Annotated in this window: 14 protein-coding genes; 10 read left to right on the top strand and 4 right to left on the bottom strand. The window is 72.4% G+C overall.

Annotated elements, in window-relative coordinates; all coding sequences use genetic code 11:
- Positions 1–1,279 precede the first annotated feature (1,279 nt).
- Entirely contained in the window at positions 1,280–3,205 is a 1,926-nt protein-coding gene (locus F8279_RS24745) for a WG repeat-containing protein (RefSeq protein ID WP_225853400.1), read from the top strand.
- A gap of 67 nt (positions 3,206–3,272) precedes the next feature.
- Here the strand turns inward: F8279_RS24745 and F8279_RS24740 are convergent, their stop codons facing one another.
- Positions 3,273–3,752, bottom strand: a complete 480-nt coding sequence (locus tag F8279_RS24740) for a cupin domain-containing protein (protein WP_091421110.1) — start codon at positions 3,750–3,752, stop codon at positions 3,273–3,275.
- Between the two features lie 79 nt (positions 3,753–3,831).
- On the opposite strand from F8279_RS24740, the gene F8279_RS24735 reads away from it, so the two are divergent.
- Positions 3,832–4,488, top strand: a complete 657-nt coding sequence (locus tag F8279_RS24735) for a TetR/AcrR family transcriptional regulator (RefSeq protein ID WP_091421113.1) — start codon at positions 3,832–3,834, stop codon at positions 4,486–4,488.
- A gap of 44 nt (positions 4,489–4,532) precedes the next feature.
- On the top strand, positions 4,533–5,531 hold the full coding sequence (locus F8279_RS24730; RefSeq protein ID WP_151501223.1) for an aldo/keto reductase family protein: 999 nt from the start codon (positions 4,533–4,535) through the stop codon (positions 5,529–5,531).
- Between the two features lie 51 nt (positions 5,532–5,582).
- Here the strand turns inward: F8279_RS24730 and F8279_RS24725 are convergent, their stop codons facing one another.
- Together F8279_RS24725 and F8279_RS24720 are read right to left on the bottom strand one after the other, a co-directional pair.
- Positions 5,583–6,377, bottom strand: coding sequence for a site-2 protease family protein (locus F8279_RS24725; RefSeq protein WP_091421120.1), 795 nt, complete (start codon positions 6,375–6,377; stop codon positions 5,583–5,585).
- Complete coding sequence (locus F8279_RS24720; RefSeq protein ID WP_091421123.1) at positions 6,374–6,574, bottom strand: hypothetical protein; 201 nt, start codon at positions 6,572–6,574, stop codon at positions 6,374–6,376. Before F8279_RS24720 ends, F8279_RS24725 begins: the two co-directional genes overlap by 4 nt.
- A 325-nt stretch (positions 6,575–6,899) precedes the next feature.
- Between F8279_RS24720 and F8279_RS24715 the strand changes: the two genes are divergently transcribed.
- From F8279_RS24715 to F8279_RS24700, 4 genes are all read left to right on the top strand, one after another.
- Positions 6,900–7,793, top strand: a complete 894-nt coding sequence (locus tag F8279_RS24715) for a septum formation family protein (RefSeq protein ID WP_151501222.1) — start codon at positions 6,900–6,902, stop codon at positions 7,791–7,793.
- A 61-nt stretch (positions 7,794–7,854) separates the two neighbouring features.
- Positions 7,855–9,543 carry an L-aspartate oxidase gene (locus F8279_RS24710; RefSeq protein WP_151501221.1) on the top strand — a complete coding sequence of 563 codons (1,689 nt, stop codon included), beginning with the start codon at positions 7,855–7,857 and terminating at the stop codon, positions 9,541–9,543.
- Entirely contained in the window at positions 9,543–10,439 is an 897-nt protein-coding gene (gene nadC, locus F8279_RS24705; RefSeq protein ID WP_151501220.1) for a carboxylating nicotinate-nucleotide diphosphorylase, read from the top strand. Before F8279_RS24710 ends, nadC begins: the two co-directional genes overlap by 1 nt.
- 9 nt (positions 10,440–10,448) lie before the next feature.
- Positions 10,449–11,207: a type III pantothenate kinase gene (locus F8279_RS24700; protein WP_013288955.1), complete on the top strand. Its 759-nt coding sequence runs from the start codon at positions 10,449–10,451 to the stop codon at positions 11,205–11,207.
- A 2-nt stretch (positions 11,208–11,209) separates the two neighbouring features.
- Here F8279_RS24700 and F8279_RS24695 read toward each other — a convergent pair whose 3' ends face one another.
- Positions 11,210–11,956: a class I SAM-dependent methyltransferase gene (locus tag F8279_RS24695; RefSeq protein WP_151501219.1), complete on the bottom strand. Its 747-nt coding sequence runs from the start codon at positions 11,954–11,956 to the stop codon at positions 11,210–11,212.
- Between the two features lie 93 nt (positions 11,957–12,049).
- Between F8279_RS24695 and lysS the strand changes: the two genes are divergently transcribed.
- From lysS to F8279_RS24680, 3 genes are all read left to right on the top strand, one after another.
- Complete coding sequence (gene lysS / locus F8279_RS24690) at positions 12,050–13,558, top strand: lysine--tRNA ligase (RefSeq protein ID WP_151501218.1); 1,509 nt, start codon at positions 12,050–12,052, stop codon at positions 13,556–13,558.
- Positions 13,559–13,678: 120 nt separating this feature from the next.
- Positions 13,679–14,029: an Lsr2 family protein gene (locus F8279_RS24685; protein ID WP_013288952.1), complete on the top strand. Its 351-nt coding sequence runs from the start codon at positions 13,679–13,681 to the stop codon at positions 14,027–14,029.
- Between the two features lie 505 nt (positions 14,030–14,534).
- Positions 14,535–17,072 (top strand): ATP-dependent Clp protease ATP-binding subunit, encoded by a 2,538-nt coding sequence (locus tag F8279_RS24680; protein ID WP_091425671.1) that lies wholly within the window; start codon positions 14,535–14,537, stop codon positions 17,070–17,072.
- Positions 17,073–17,129 lie beyond the last annotated feature (57 nt).

Raw genomic sequence — 17,129 nt, 5'->3', positions numbered from 1 at the left:
CCAGCCGGCCCCGGCCGCTCCGGCCCGTCCCGCCCCGCCCGCCTATCCAGGCCCCGCCCCTGCCCGTTCGACCACGCCACCACCGATCGAACCGGCGGAGCGACCCGCCGGTCCGGAAGCACAGGCCGTGCGACGGTCCGCCGTCGAGCCGCAGGCGGGTACGCCCGGCCGTCCCGGGGCCGACGCGGACCGCGGCTCCGTGCCAGCCACCGGCACCCGACCTACGCCGGACACGGACGCCGGCCGTCCCGGAGCCGACGCGGCCGCCCGGCCCACGCAGGCGACGGACCGGCCCGAAGCCGACGGGAACACTCGGCCGGCGCAGAGCACGGACCGTCCCGGGGCCGACGCGACCACCCGGCCCACACAGGCGACGAACCGGCCCGAAGCGGACCGGGACGCTCGGCCGGCGCAGAACACGGACCGTCCCGGAGCGGACCGGGACGCTCGGCCGGCGCAGAACACGGACCGTCCCGGAGCGGACCGGGACGCTCGGCCGGCGCAGAACACGGACCGTCCCGGAGCGGACGCGACCACCGACCGGAGCGACGAGCCGTCGGAGAACGGCCGCTCGGCGGAGAAGGCACCTCCGCCCTCCCCCGGCGCCGAGGCATGGTTCCGGCCGGCCCAACCCTCCCAGCCGACGGGAACCCCGGAACCGTCGGAGATCTTGGACGATTCCGGCCCCTCCGGGGGCCGTTTCGTACCAAGATCTCTCCCCGGCCACGACTCGATCGAGCGGTCGGATGGGGACCGCGGCGTGCCGCCGTCCGTCGGGACCTCGGCGGCTCCCCTCGGCGCGCCGCTGCCAACCATGCGCACCGTCGACGACGACGCCGCAGCCGTGGCGGAGGCTCCGCAAGCCGTGGCAGAGGCGCCCGGCGTGACGGAGGCGCCGGGACTCGACGGCGCCATCACAAGCGGCACGTCGACCCTGCCGAACGCCGGCATCACAAGCGGAACGCCGACCGTGCCGAACACCGGCACCGTCCCCGCCACGGATCCGGACACACCCGCACCCGCACCCGCCAGCTCCGGCGGACCCGCAAGCACCCTCGACACACCGCCGACACCGACACCGACACCGGCACCGGCAGCCGCGCCAGTCGTCCCCGCGTCCGCCGACGGCGCATCGGCCGGTGCTGCGACGACCACCGGCTCGCCGTCCGCATCCGTCGGCACGCCGATCATCCCGGCGGCCGAGCGGACGACGGCAGAGGCCGACACCCCCGCAACCGAACCCGACAGGTCGGCCGCTGATCCCGTACCGCAGGTCGCGGTGGCGGCGGCACCCGGCCTGCCCGGCCCCGGTCCGGAGCGCACTCCGCACGATGTCGTCTCCTTCGGCACCGCCGATGTCCGGCAGGACAGCGCGGCACCGCAGACCACCGCCGCCGAGCCGGCACTGGAGAGCCTCACCGAGGACACGGCCGAGGAACCGACTGCGATCGACGGCACCGCCGATGCCGACCGCACCGGGTCCACACCGCCCGCTCCCCAGCAGGCCGGCACAACGGCCGGCGCCGACGACGCCACGGCCGCGCAGGCTGCGCCCACCGCTGACGGGATCGCCAGCACACCCGCGGAGCATGTCAGCACCGCAACCGACACCGAGGGCGGCGGCACCACTCCCGGCGAACAGCCGCTCGTCGGCACTCCTCCGACCGGCACCGACCACAGCGACACCGTCGACGACGGACCAGGGAGCGCCCACCACCAAGACCAAGACCACGACCACGCCACGCCCGCGCGACAGGGACAGCCGCAGGCGCCGGCCCACACCGACAACGGCGAACCAACCCCGACCGGCACCGACGACGCGCAGGATCCGCGTACCCCCGAAGCCGGAACCGACGACGACGCGGAACCGGCGGCGGACGCCGAGCCGCCGCCTCCGGTCGACCCGGAGCAGGCCCTCGCCGCGGTCGGCTGGGAACTCGATCCGCGTACGCTGCGCGAGCAGGCCCCGGACCCGGCGCAGTTGCGGGTCATCCGGGACGGGCTGACCGGCAAGCTGGACACCACGCTCGACAACCGCAGCCGGGCCCGGCTGCTCAGCCTGCGCGCCGTGGCGTCCCGGATCCTCGGCGACCTCGATGACGCGCTCGGGGACGCGCGGCTGGCCGTCACGTACGCGGAGGCCACCGGCGAGTTCCGGCGGACCGCGCTGGCCCGCGCACGTCTCGCCGAGGCGCTGCGGTGGCGGGGTGACCACGCGGAGGCCGACCGGATCTTCGCCGAGGCGAACTCGCCGGAGCTGCCGGACCGGCTGCGCGCGCTGCTGCACGAGCACGCCGGGCGGTGCTGCTACGACCAGGGGCGGCTGACCGAGGCGTGCCTGCACTTCGAGCGGGCGCTGGACCTGCGTCACGGCGAGGACGCGCAGCTGAACGCCCGGGTCGAGGTCGCGCTGGACGCGGTCGCGGAGCGGGCCGCCGCCGACGGTTTCGGTCCCCCGCCGCGCCGGCCCGAGGAGGTGCTCGGCACCCCGCGTCCGCCGGTGGCGACGTTCGACGAGGAGCAGCGGCTCTGGGGGTACGCGGACGCCGACGGCGAGATGGTCATCGCGCACCGGTACGCCGAGGCGCAGCCGTTCCACGAGGGACTGGCCTGGGTACGGCGGCCGGAGGCGTCCCGGTGGGCGCTCATCGACACGTCCGGCGCGGCGCTGATCGAGGCGAACAACGGCTACCGGTCGGTGGTGCCCTTCTCGGAAGGGCTTTCCTGGGTGTCGATGGACGGCAAGGGCCGGTGGATGGCGGTCGACCGGATGAACATCGTGAAGATCCCGCCCGGGTACGAGGAGGCCCGGCCGTTCCGCAACGGCCTGGCGGCGGTACGGCAGAACGGCGGCTGGGGCGCGGTGGACCTCACCGGCGAGGTGGTGGTGCCGACCCGCTACCACCGTCTCGGCACGGTGCTCGCGGACGGGCGGGAGGTCGACGGTTTCACCGCCGACGGACTGGCAGTGGTCGAGCTGGCCGGCCGCCGGGGCGTGGTGGACCGGACCGGCCGGGTGATGGTGACGCCGGCGTACCCGACGGTGGTGGTGCATCCGGTGGCGTTCCTGGTCGCCACCGAGTCGGGCCGGTGGGGCGCGCTGGACCGGCGCGGCGAGCCGCTCATCGACCCGGTGCACCCGGGCCGCGCGGCGGTGGTCGCGGAGATCGACCGGTTGCTCGCCGACGCCAGCCCGGTGCTCTGACCCGCGCCCGCCACGCCACCCGGACCGGCACGCCACCGGACCGGCGGGCGACCTCGCGCCGGCCCGCTCACGCCGCCGGCGGAGGGCCGAGCAGTTCGATGCCGTTGCGGGCGGCGGCGTGCCCGAGCGCGGCCGGGTCGATCGGCGCCGGGTCGGGCAGCCGGCGGTGCGGCGCCGGTACGCCGGCTTCGGCGGCGAACCGCTCGAACCCGGCCGGCGTGGTGATCTGGAGCGCGCGCAACGGCTCGTCCGGACCGACCACGAAGGTGTGCGCCAGGCCCACCGGCAGCAGGACGAAGTCACCGGGACCCGCGGTGAGCGTGTCGCCGTCGCAGTGGAACCGAGCGGTGCCGGAGAGCAGGTAGAACATCTCGTCCTCGACCTGGTGGCGGTGCAGTGGCGGGGCGAAGCCGGGCGGGTTCACGAACTCGGCGACGGTGAGGCGGTCCCGGGTGTGCCGGCCCCCGGCTTTCAGCGTGCACAGGTTGCCGAGGAACCAGTACGCCTCGCCGTCGTCGGGGCCGAGCAGGTAGGGGCGGACGGACATGGCGGCCTCCAATTTCAGTGAACCTGAGAATATTCGATAGCCAGGAGTCTAGTGAATAGATTGTTAGTATCGCGAGGTCATGGCTGGAGTCAAGGACGGCAAGCCGACGCGCCCCTACCGCTCGGCGGTGCGTGAGGAGAGCGCCCGGCGTACCCGGCAGGCGGTGGTGCGGGCTGCGACCGACCTGTTCGTGACGCGCGGCTACGCGGCGACGTCGCTGGCCGACGTGGCCGCCGAGGCGGGCGTCGCCCGGCCCACCGTGTTCGCCGCGTTCGGCTCCAAGGGCGCCCTGCTGCGCCAGGTGCTCGACGAGGCGCTCGCCGGTGACGACGAGCCGGTGCCGGTGGCGCGCCGCCCGTGGTTCCAGCCCGTCTGGGAGGCACCCGACCAGGGCGCGGTGCTCGACGCGTACGCCGGGGTCTGCACGCTGATCGGCCACCGTGCGGCCGGCGCCTTCGAGACGGTGCGCCGCGCGGCGGACGAGGCGCCCGAGGTGGCCGACCTGTGGGAGACGCTGCTGCGCAACCGTCGCGCGGGCGCCGCCATGGTGGTCGACCGGCTGCTCACCCTGGACGGCCCGCTGCGGCCGGGCGCCGGCGTCGAGCGCGCGGTCGACGCGCTGTGGTTCTACAACGACCCGGCGCACTACGCGGCGCTGGTGCAACGGTGCGGGTGGGCGGAGGAGAGCTTCCGGCAGTGGCTCGCCGCCCGGATGCGAGACGCGCTGGCGGGGTGAGCGCCGGACGGCGTCCGGGACCGGGCGGGTCTAGGGTCGGGAGCATGGAATTCCGTCACCTGGGCCGTTCCGGCCTGATGGTCAGCGAGATCTCGTACGGCAACTGGATCACCCACGGCTCGCAGGTCGAGGAGGACGCGGCCGTCGCATGCGTCCGCGCCGCCCTCGACAGCGGCATCACCACCTTCGACACCGCCGACGTGTACGCGGGCACCCGCGCCGAGTCGGTGCTCGGCCGCGCGCTCAAGGGCGAGCGTCGCGAAGGGCTGGAGATCTTCACCAAGGTCTACTGGCCGACCGGTCCCGGCCGCAACGACCGGGGTCTGTCCCGCAAGCACATCATGGAGTCGATCGACGGCTCGCTGCGCCGCCTGCAGACCGACCACGTGGACCTCTACCAGGCCCACCGCTACGACTACAGCACGCCGCTGGAGGAGACGATGGAGGCCTTCGCCGACGTCGTACGCTCCGGCAAGGCGCACTACATCGGCGTCTCCGAGTGGAAGGCGTCCCAGCTGCGCGAGGCGCACGCGCTCGCCCGCGAGCTGCGCATCCCGCTGATCTCGAACCAGCCGCAGTACTCGATGCTGTGGCGGGTCATCGAGACCGAGGTGATCCCCACCAGCGAGGAACTGGGCATCGGCCAGATCGTCTGGTCGCCGATGGCCCAGGGCGTGCTGTCCGGCAAGTACCTGCCGGGCCAGCCGCCGCCGGCCGGCTCCCGCGCCACCGACGAGAAGTCCGGCGCCGGGTTCATCGCCCGGTTCATGACCGACGACGTGCTGACCCGGGTCCAGCGACTCAAGCCGCTGGCCGAGCAGGCCGGGCTGACCATGCCGCAGCTCGCCGTCGCCTGGGTGCTCCAGAACCCGAACGTCTCCTCGGCGATCGTCGGCGCGTCCCGGCCGGAGCAGGTGCACGACAACGTGAAGGCGGCGGGCGTGAAGCTCGACGCCGACCTGCTCAAGGCGATCGACGAGATCGTCGAGCCGGTCACCGAGCGGGACGCGGCGAAGACCGAGAGCCCGGCTCAGCGCCCGTGACATCGCGTCGTTCCCGGGCCGGCTCGCACCGGCCCGGGAGCGACCGGGTGGCTACTCCCAGAAGCGGATCAGGGCGTAGCCGATCTGGTACAGCTCGCGCGGCAGGCCGAGCGCGTCGCCGACGGCGAAGACCGCGCCGAAGAACACCCGGTTGATCTGCGGGCTCCACAGCAGCGCGAACAGCAGGATGAAGCCGTACGGGGCGAACAGGTCGTACATCCGCCGGTAGGCGGGGCTGAGCCAGGGCTGGAGCATGTTGCCGCCGTCCAGGCCCGGCACCGGCAGCAGGTTGAGCACGCTGGCGGTGAGCTGGAGGAACGCGAGCAGTCCGACGCCGGCCCAGAACTCCAGCGGCCCGCCCAGCTCCGGCCCCCACGCCACGGCTGCCACCAGCGTCAGCGTGAACAGCACGTTCGTGGCCGGCCCGGCCAGGCTGACGAGCGTGTGCCGCAGCCGGCCGGGGATGGCGTGCCGGTCCACCCAGACCGCGCCGCCGGGCAGGCCGATGCCACCGAGCAGCACCACGACCACCGGCAGCACGATCGACAGCAGCGGGCTGGTGTACTTCAGCGGGTTGAGCGTGAGGTAACCCCGGTGCGCGATGTCCCGGTCACCGGACCGGTACGCGACCACGGCGTGCGCGTACTCGTGCAGGCACAGCGAGACCAGCCAGCCGGAGACGACGAAGAGGAACACGTCGAAGCCGACGTTGCCGTACCGGTTCCAGGTCATCACCCCGGAAACGACGAAGAGCGCCACCAGGGCCAGGAAGATCGGGCTCGGCCGGAACGCCGCCCGGGGCACGCCGAGGATCAGCGGCTCGCCCGGGCGGTCGTAGCCGGTCATTCGGCCGGGGGTTGCAGGCTCATCCGGTAGTCCACCCGGTCGTCCTCGACCAGCACGACGGTGGTGACGCCGGATGCCGCGAGCTCCCGCCATGCCTGGCCGATCCACGACTCGGCGTCCGCCTGGCTCGGGAACGACTCTTCCGGCCCGTCGGCCGGGTCGCCGTTCGTGCCCTCGTACCGCCAGCTCCACGCCATGCCGCGTCTCCCCTCGCCGCCGTCGTCCCGTGGGACGCCAAACCTCCGCAAGCCTAGTCGGCCCCGCCGACGACGGCCCGCCACCACGTGGATCATGCCCACCACCACCGCGGCCCGCACCGTCGATCTTGCGGTTTCCGCCCCGGCAGAGCGGTCATTCCCGGCATCCCGAGGGCCGCAACTGCAAGATCAACGGTCCCGGGGCGGTTAGTGCAAGATCGACGGGGCAGGCGGGTGGGGAACGCGGTCTGTCACCGGAAGGTCATTTTCGGCTACCCTGGGCGGACCGTCGGGGATCGACGGTCGTCGGCTGGGGGAGGCCGCGATGCGCCGTGCGATGAGCTTCCTGGTCGCCGCGATGGTCGCGAGCGCCGCCCTGACCGGCTGCGCCGGCGCCGGCGGGCTTGACGGCGACCTCACCGACGACTGGGCCGTGATGGCCGCACCCGGGCCGTTCACTCCGGCCGCGGGGGTCTGCCAGGTCGCCGACTTCACACCGAGCGTCGGCCTGGCCGCGTACGCGCCGGTCGGCTGCGAGTTGCCGCACCGGGTGGAGACCGTGCACGTCGGGGCGTTCACCGCCGACCGGCCCACCCCGCCGCCGCTCACCTCACCCGAGCTGCGTACCGCGTTCGCCGACTGCGACAAGCGGGCCGCCGGGTACGTGGGTGACGACTGGCGTGCCGGGCGGCTCCGGCTGGCAGTGGCGGTGCCGACAGGTGCCGGGTGGACGGCCGGCTCCCGCTGGTACCGGTGCGACCTGACCGAGCTGACAACGGTCGAGGCTGCGGCCACCGTGGTCACCCGTACGGGCAGCCTGCGCGACGCGCTCAAGCCGCCGTCCCCGCTCCGGCTCGGCTGCCAGCGCACCGGCCGGGACGCGGGCCGCGTGCAGCGGCTCACCCCGGTCGACTGCACGGTGGCGCACGACGCCGAGTTCGTCGGCGTGTGGGCCGCGCCGGACCGCCCGTACCCGAAGAAGCCGGAGGACTGGGTTCCGCTCTACGACGGCTGCTTCGGCGTGATCGCCCGCTACGCCGGTGTACCCGCCGACGCGTTCCTGCGCTACCGCAGCGACGTGGTGGTCCGGCCGCCCGCTGCCGGTCGCTGGGCGGTCGGCGACCGGGGCGTGCGCTGCTACCTGTGGCTCAGCGACCGTACGGTGACCACCTCCCTGAAGGGCGCCGGACCGGCCGCCCTCCCGCGCCGGACGAGGTAGCCGGGCGCACTCGTCACGCCCCCCGCGCCCGGGCCGAGTTCGCTTCGGGTTGACTGTGCTCATGGACCTACCGACCGTCGACCTGCCGGCGCTGCCCCGGCTGCTCGCCGCGCCCGCCCCCGGCTGGGTGGAGACGACAGACGTGATCGTGGTCGGCTCCGGCGTGGCCGGGTTGACCGCCGCGCTGCACCTGCGCGAGGCCGGCCTGCACGTCACGGTGGTCACCAAGGTCGACATGGACGAGGGCTCCACCCGCTGGGCGCAGGGCGGAATCGCCGCCGTGCTGGATCCGGCGGACACCCCGGATGCGCACGCGTACGACACGGAGGTGGCCGGGGTCGGCCTCTGCGACCCGGCGGCGGTCCGCGCGCTCGTGGCCGAGGGGCCGACCCGGCTGCGTGAGCTGATGCGGATCGGGGCGGAGTTCGACCGCAACCCGGACGGGTCACTGATGCTGACCCGGGAGGGCGGCCACCGGGCCGACCGGATCGTGCACGCCGGCGGCGACGCCACCGGCGCGGAGGTGCAGCGGGCGCTGCACGACGCGGTGCGCCGCGACCCGTGGATCCGGCTGGTCGAGCACGCCCTGGTGCTGGACCTGCTGCGCGCTCCCGGCGACGGACCGGGCGGGCTCGGCCCGGCCTGCGGCATCACGCTGCACGTTCTCGGTGAGGGCAGCGAGGACGGCGTCGGCGCGATCCTCGCCCGCGCGGTGGTGCTGGCCACCGGCGGGATGGGGCAGATCTTCGCCGCCACCACCAACCCGGCGGTCTCCACCGGGGACGGGGTGGCGCTGGCGTTGCGCGCGGGCGCGGCGGTCACCGACGTGGAGTTCGTGCAGTTCCACCCGACCGCGCTGATCGTGCCGGCCGGCGGTCCGGGCGCGGGGCTGGCGCAGCAGCCGCTGGTCTCCGAGGCGCTGCGCGGCGAGGGCGCGCACCTGGTCGATGGCGACGGCAAGCGGTTCATGGTCGGTCAGCACGAACTGGCCGAGCTGGCTCCCCGGGACGTGGTCGCCAAGGGCATCCACCGGGTGCTGCTGGCGTCCGGCGCGGACCACGTGTACCTGGACGCCCGGCACCTGGGCGGCGACTTCCTGGCCCGGCGGTTCCCCACCATCGTGGCGTCCTGCCTGGCCATCGGCGTGGACCCGGCGACCGACCTGATCCCGGTCGCGCCCGCCGCGCACTACGCCTCCGGCGGCGTCCGGACCGACCTGCGCGGCCGCACCTCCATCCCCGGCCTGTACGCCTGCGGCGAGGTCGCCTGCACCGGTGTGCACGGCGCCAACCGGCTCGCCAGCAACTCGCTGCTGGAAGGGCTCGTCTTCTCCCGCCGGATCGCCGAGGACATCGCCGCCGGGCTGCCCGAGCAGGCCCGCCCGGCGGAGACCGGTGCCTGGGTGGGCGGGCCGGGCGCGCTGGTGCCGGCGACCGGCACGGCGGAGCTGCAACGGGCGATGACGCGGGGTGCCGGCGTGCTCCGGTCGGCGCAGACGCTGGAAGCCACCGCCGCCACGCTCACGGAGCTGGGCGCGGGGCAGGGCGTGCCGCGTACCGCCGACTGGGAGGCGACGAACCTGCTGACGGTGGCGTCGACGCTGGTCGCGGCCGCGTACGCGCGCCAGGAGACGCGGGGCTGCCACTGGCGGGAGGACTTCCCGACGGCCGACGAGAGGTGGCTGGGCCACCTGGTGGCCGAGGTGGGCACGGACGGCATTGTGGCCGAACGCTGGGAGGAGAAGAACTGATGAGGGAGTCGACGGAGCAGGCGCTGCGCGACGGTGGCCTGGACCCGGAGCGGGTCCGGCAGATCATCCTCGACACGCTGCACGAGGACCTCGGGCCCGACTTCCTCGACGTCACGAGTGTGGCCACCATCCCGGACGAGCAGCACGACACGGCCGATCTGGTGGCGCGCGCCGACGGCGTGGTGGCCGGACTGCCGGTCGCCGCCGCCGTGTTCGAGCTGGTCGGCGAGGTGACCGGCGCGGGGCGTATGGTCGAGGTCTCGTTGGTCGCGCACGACGGGCAGCGGGTGGCGCGCGGCGACGTGCTGGCCACCGTGACCGGGCCGACCCGGCTGCTGCTGACCGCCGAGCGGACGGCGCTGAACCTGCTGTCCCGCATGTCCGGGGTGGCGACGCACACGCGGGCCTGGGCCGACGCGCTGGCCGGCACGAAGGCGATGGTGCTGGACACCCGCAAGACCACGCCGGGGCTGCGCGCGCTGGAGAAGTACGCGGTCCGGGCCGGTGGCGGCACCAACAAGCGGATGGGCCTGTACGACGTCGCCATGATCAAGGACAACCACAAGGTCGCGGCGGGCGGGATCGGCGCCGCGTTCCGCCGGGTCCGGGAGGCGTTCCCCGACGTCGCGGTGCAGGTCGAGGTGGACACGCCGGCCGAGGCGGTGGAGGCGGTCGAGGCGGGGGCGCGGTTCCTGCTGCTGGACAACATGACCCCGGCGCAGCTGCGCGAGGTGGTGGCGTCGGTGGGCGACCGGGCGGAACTGGAGGCCACCGGCGGGCTGACGCTGCCGATGGCCGCCGAGTACGGCGCGACCGGCGTCGACTTCCTCTCGGTCGGCGCGCTCACCCACTCCTCGCCGATCCTGGACATCGCCCTCGACCTGCGCGACGTCTAGGCTGCCGCTGTGCTGCTCTGCATCGACATCGGAAACACGAACACCGTGCTGGCGACCTTCGACGGCGACAAGCTGGTGCATTCGTGGCGGATCAAGACCGACGCCCGTTCCACAGCGGACGAGCTGGGCCTGATGTTCCGCGGACTGCTCGCCGGGGACGCCGTGGAGATCACCGGCGTGGCCGCCTGCTCGACCGTGCCGGCCGCGCTGCGTTCGCTGCGCACCATGCTCGACCGGTACTACGCCGACCTGCCCAGTGTGATCGTCGAGCCGGGTGTGCGGACCGGCGTGCAGCTCGCCATCGACAACCCGAAGGAGGTGGGCGCGGACCGGGTGGTCAACACGCTGGCCGCGTACACGCTCTACGGCGGGCCGTCGATCGTCGTGGACTTCGGCACCACCACCAACTTCGACCTGGTCAGCAGCCGGGGGGAGTTCCTCGGCGGGGCGTTCGCCCCCGGCATCGAGATCTCCTTCGACGCGCTGGCCGCCCGCGCCGCCCAGCTGCGCAAGGTGGAGGCGACCCGCCCGCGTTCGGTGATCGGCAAGAACACAGTCGAGTGCCTCCAGGCCGGGCTCTACTTCGGCTTCGCCGGTCAGGTGGACCGGATCGTCGAGCGGATGTCCGAGGAGCTGGGCGGCGTGAAGGCGGTCATCGCCACCGGCGGCCTGGCGTCGCTGGTGCTCGGCGAGTGCCACACCATCACCCACCACGAGCCGATGATCACGCTGATCGGCCTGCGGATGGTCTACGACCGCAACGTCTGAGGTCAGCGGCGGCGGGCCCGCAGCACGAACGTGCGGTAGGGCAGCTCGACCGTCTCCCGGCCGGCCAGATCGGGGTGGCCGGCGAACAGCTCCGCCAGCTCCGCGTCGACCCGTCGCCGCTCGTCCGCGTCGGCCGTCAGCCAGTACGAGCGGGTGTGCAGCATGCTGACCACCTCGTCCGGCGTGAGCGTGGTGGCGTGCGGGAACTGGCCGACCTCGACGTCGGTGAAGGCGGCGCCGAAGTCCGCGTACCGCTGGGTCACGTCGCCCGCGTTGTCGCCGAGGTGGGCGATCCGGCTCAGCTCCGCCACCCAGCCGACCCGCTCGTCCCGGATGTTCCAGACCGGCGCGAACGTGCCGCCCGGGCGCAGCACGCGGGCCACCTCGGCGTGCGCCCGCTCCCGGTCGAACCAGTGGTAGGCCTGCCCGACCAGTACCGCGTCCGCCGACCCGTCCGGCAGCGGCACCGCCTCGGCGCTGCCGGCGAGCGCCGTCGAGCCCGGCGTGGCGGCGGCCAGTTGCGCCCGCATCCCCGGATCAGGTTCCACCGGTACGACATGAGCCACCTGCCCGGTCAGCGCCAGCAGTCCACGGGTGAGGATCCCGGTGCCGGCGCCGAGGTCCACCACCCGGGCGGCGTCCAGGCCGTCCAGCGCCCAGCGCAGCGCCGCCTCCGGATAGCGGGGACGGAACCGGTCGTACTCGGCCGCGGCCGCGCCGAACGAGAGCGCCGCAGTGGGGTCGGTCATGGCGGGCAGGTTATCCCGTAACGGCCGCCACGGCGCTTGAGTACGCTCATGTGCTGACCCCGCCGATGTTCCCAAGGCTTGAGGAAGCGTGCCGTGACCGAGCAGAACGCCCTGCCCACAGACCCCGCCGACGACCTTCCCGAGCAGATGAAGGTCCGCCGGGAGAAGCGGGACCGGATGCTCGCCGAGGGCGTCGAGCCGTACCCGGTCAGTTTCCCGCGGACCACCACGCTCGCACGGCTGCGCGAGCGCTACGGCGACCTGCCCACCGACACCGCCACCGGCGACCGGGTCTCGGTCACCGGCCGGGTGATCTTCATTCGCAACACCGGCAAGCTCTGCTTCGCGACGCTCCGGGACGGTGACGGCACCGAGGTCCAGGCGATGCTCTCGCTGGACCGGGTCGGCGCCGAGCGCCTCGCCGACTGGAAGCGCCTGGTCGACCTCGGTGACCACGTCGGCGTGACCGGCGAGGTGATCACCAGCCGGCGCGGTGAGCTGTCCGTTCTCGCCGAGGAGTGGGCGGTCACCGCCAAGGCGCTGCGCCCGCTGCCGGTGGCGCACAAGCCGCTCAGCGAGGAGTCCCGGGTCCGCCAGCGCTACGTGGACCTCGTGGTCCGCCCGCAGGCCCGGCAGATGGTGCGCACGCGGGCCACCGCCGTACGCAGTCTGCGCGACACCCTGCACGGGCAGGACTTCATCGAGGTCGAGACCCCGATGCTGCAACTGCTGCACGGCGGCGCCGCGGCACGCCCATTCGTGACCCACAGCAATGCGCTCGACACGGATCTGTATCTGCGAATCGCGCCGGAACTGTTTCTCAAGCGCGCGGTGGTCGGTGGCGTGGACCGCGTCTTCGAGATCAACCGCAACTTCCGTAATGAGGGCATCGACTCTTCGCACTCGCCGGAGTTCGCGATGCTGGAGGCGTACCAGGCGTACGGCGACTACCACACGATGGCCGAGCTGACCCAAAATCTCGTACAGCGGGCCGCGGTGGCGGTCGCCGGCTCGACCGTGGTGACCCACGCCGACGGGCGTGAGTTCGATCTGGGCGGCGAGTGGCGGTCGGTGACGCTGTTCGGTGTTCTTTCCGAAGCGCTCGGTGAGGAGGTCACCGTCCGCACCGAAAGGGCGCGCCTGGTCGAGTACGCGGACAAGGTCGGTCTCTCCGTCGACCCGAAGTGGGGACCGGGCAAGCTGGCCGAGGAGTTGTTCGAGGAACTGGTCGTGCCGTCCCTTCAGGCGCCGACGTTCGTCATGGACTACCCGGAGGAGACCAGCCCGCTGACCCGGGCTCACCGCAGCGAGCCGGGACTGGCCGAGAAGTGGGACCTCTACGTGCTCGGATTCGAGCTGGGCACCGCGTACTCGGAGCTGGTCGACCCGGTCGTGCAGCGGGAGCGGCTGGTGGCCCAGGCGCAGCTCGCGGCGCGCGGCGACGACGAGGCGATGCGGCTGGACGAGGACTTTCTCCGAGCGATGGAGTATGGAATGCCGCCGTCCGGCGGCATGGGAATGGGAATCGACCGGCTGCTGATGGCGCTGACGGGACTCGGAATTCGGGAAACGATCCTGTTCCCGTTGGTCCGGCCCGAGTAGGCGCTCCCCGCAAGCCTTCTCCGGCTCGTTACCCCGTCCTATTGACGGAACAAGCGCCGGACGGGTTATTGTGCTCGGTGTATTGCAGGAGTACAACCCTGCTCGAAAGGAATGTGGGACGTGGCCAAGCAGATCATTCACAAGCTGGTCGATGACCTGGACGGCGGGGACGCTGACGAGACCGTCAAGTTCGCGCTCGACGGCGTGCAGTACGAGATCGACCTCTCCGCTTCCAACGCCGGGAAATTGCGCGACGTATTCGCGCCGTACATCGCGAACGGAACGAAGGTCGGTCGCGGGGGTGTGGTCGTGGGTGGCCGGGCCGCTCGTGGCCGGGGCGGCGCGACCGCCGACCGGGAGCAGAACCGGGCCATCCGCGAGTGGGCCAAGAAGGCCGGCAAGGACATCTCCGACCGGGGCCGGATCCCGCAGGAGATCGTGGACGAGTACCACGCGAAGGCGGGGCACTGACCCCACCCTCGTCACGGGCGACGCCGACGCCGGACCGGAGTGCGACTCCGGGCCGGCGTCGCCGTTTCCGAACCGGGGTCCCTGTTGCGCCCCGCCGTCCCCGGCGGTGCCGGATGTCCGGTCCGGCCCACCGCGCGCGGGCGCGGCGCCGCCGGGGAAGAAATCCCCGCCCAGGGTGGTTGTCCACAGGCGGTGGAGACTTCATCCACAGGCTGTGGACGACCCGGCGGACGCATCGGTGCCGCCTTTGGTCCACTCGACCGGCCGTTCGGGCACCGGTCGAATTTCGCTCTGCGCGTACAGGCAGGGGCCCCGGAACACCTCCTGAGCGTGGACGGTTGTCAGAAACGACGTCGGAACGGTCATTCGCAGGGGCACACGACCTCAGCGGAGACGGTCCGCGGCGATAGAGTAAGGAGGCACGGACGCCCGTCCCGGACGTCCGCGCACCGGCCCCGCCGAGATCTGACCATCAAGGCGCACGGCACGTGAGGAGCACGAGGGCATGTTCGAGCGGTTCACCGACCGAGCGCGACGGGTTGTCGTCCTGGCCCAAGAAGAGGCCCGGATGCTCAACCACAACTACATCGGTACGGAACACATCCTGCTGGGCCTGATCCACGAGGGTGAGGGTGTCGCGGCAAAGGCCCTGGAGAGCCTCGGCATCTCCCTGGAGGGCGTGCGTCAGCAGGTCGAGGAGATCATCGGCCAGGGCCAGCAGGCGCCGAGCGGGCACATCCCGTTCACGCCGCGGGCCAAGAAGGTGCTGGAGCTGTCGCTGCGCGAGGCGCTGCAGCTCGGCCACAACTACATCGGCACCGAGCACATCCTGCTCGGCCTGATCCGCGAGGGCGAGGGCGTCGCCGCCCAGGTCCTGGTGAAGCTCGGCGCAGATCTGAACCGGGTGCGCCAGCAGGTCATCCAGCTGCTCTCCGGCTACCAGGGCAAGGAGCCGGCCGCCGCCGGTGCCGCGCCGGGTGAGGCCGCGCCGTCGACCAGCCTCGTGCTGGACCAGTTCGGCCGCAACCTGACCCAGGCCGCCCGCGAGGGCAAGCTCGACCCGGTCATCGGGCGCGAGAAGGAGATCGAGCGGGTCATGCAGGTGCTGTCCCGCCGCACCAAGAACAACCCGGTGCTGATCGGCGAGCCCGGCGTCGGCAAGACCGCCGTGGTGGAGGGCCTGTCCCAGAAGATCATCAAGGGCGAGGTGCCCGAGACGCTGAAGGACAAGCAGCTCTACACCCTCGACCTCGGTGCCCTGGTCGCCGGTTCCCGCTACCGCGGTGACTTCGAGGAGCGCCTGAAGAAGGTGCTCAAGGAGATCCGCACCCGCGGCGACATCATCCTGTTCATCGACGAGATCCACACCCTCGTCGGTGCGGGCGCGGCCGAGGGCGCGATCGACGCCGCCAGCATCCTCAAGCCGATGCTGGCCCGTGGCGAGCTGCAGACCATCGGCGCCACCACGCTCGACGAGTACCGCAAGCACCTGGAGAAGGACGCCGCTCTGGAGCGTCGTTTCCAGCCGATCCAGGTGGGTGAGCCGTCGCTGGCCCACACCATCGAGATCCTCAAGGGCCTGCGGGACCGCTACGAGGCCCACCACCGCGTCTCCATCACCGACGCCGCCCTGGTCGCCGCCGCGACGCTCGCCGACCGGTACATCTCCGACCGGTTCCTGCCGGACAAGGCGATCGACCTGATCGACGAGGCCGGCGCCCGGATGCGGATCCGCCGGATGACCGCGCCGCCGGACCTGCGCGACTTCGACGAGCGCATCGCCCAGGTGCGCCGCGACAAGGAGTCCGCGATCGACGCGCAGGACTTCGAGCGGGCCGCCCAGCTGCGCGACACCGAGAAGCAGCTGCTGGGGCAGAAGGCGCAGCGGGAGAAGGAGTGGAAGGCCGGTGACCTGGACGTCGTCAGCGAGGTCGACGACGAGCAGATCGCCGAGGTGCTCGGCAACTGGACCGGCATCCCGGTCTACAAGCTGACCGAGGAGGAGACCTCGCGCCTGCTGCGCATGGAGGACGAGCTGCACAAGCGCGTCATCGGCCAGGAGGACGCGGTCAAGGCGGTCTCGAAGGCGATCCGGCGTACCCGGGCCGGCCTGAAGGACCCGAAGCGCCCCTCCGGCTCGTTCATCTTCGCCGGCCCGTCCGGCGTCGGTAAGACCGAGCTGTCCAAGGCGCTCGCCGAGTTCCTGTTCGGCAGCGAGGACGCCCTCATCCAGCTCGACATGTCGGAGTTCCACGACCGGTACACGGTGTCCCGGCTCGTCGGTGCCCCTCCCGGCTACGTCGGCTACGACGAGGGCGGGCAGCTGACCGAGAAGGTGCGTCGCCGGCCGTTCTCGGTGGTCCTCTTCGACGAGATCGAGAAGGCCCACCCGGACGTGTTCAACACGCTCCTCCAGATCCTGGAGGACGGGCGCCTCACCGACGGCCAGGGCCGGATCGTGGACTTCAAGAACACGGTCATCATCCTGACCACCAACCTCGGTACGCGCGACGTCGCCAAGGCGGTGTCGCTGGGCTTCCAGGCCTCTGAGGACTCCGAGTCGAACTACGACCGGATGAAGCAGAAGGTCAACGACGAGCTCAAGCAGCACTTCCGGCCCGAGTTCCTGAACCGGATCGACGACACCATCGTCTTCCACCAGCTGCGCGAGATCGAGATCCTCTCGATCGTGGACATCATGATCCAGCGGATCGAGGGCCAGCTGAGGAACAAGGACATGGGTCTGGAGCTGACCGACAACGCCAAGAAGTACCTGGCGAAGAAGGGCTTCGACCCGGTGCTGGGCGCGCGGCCGCTGCGTCGCACGATCCAGCGCGACATCGAGGACAACCTGTCCGAGCGGATCCTGTTCAACGAGCTGACCCCGGGTCAGATCGTGGTCGTGGACTGCGAGGGCGACCCGGAGGACATCGACAAGTCCAAGCTCGTCTTCCGGGGCGCGGACCGGCCGGACGCCGTGCCGGACGCGGTCCCGGCGGACCTCGGCGGCACCGCCGCCACCGGGGCGGACGACGCCGCATAGCTAGAGCACCGAGGGCGACGGCCCCGGTAGGCGAAAGCCACCGGGGCCGTCGCCTTT

This window comes from Micromonospora sp. AMSO1212t, from assembly GCF_008868145.1.
Classification (GTDB): domain Bacteria; phylum Actinomycetota; class Actinomycetes; order Mycobacteriales; family Micromonosporaceae; genus Micromonospora; species Micromonospora tulbaghiae.
This window is presented reverse-complemented; position numbering and strand designations above follow the sequence as displayed.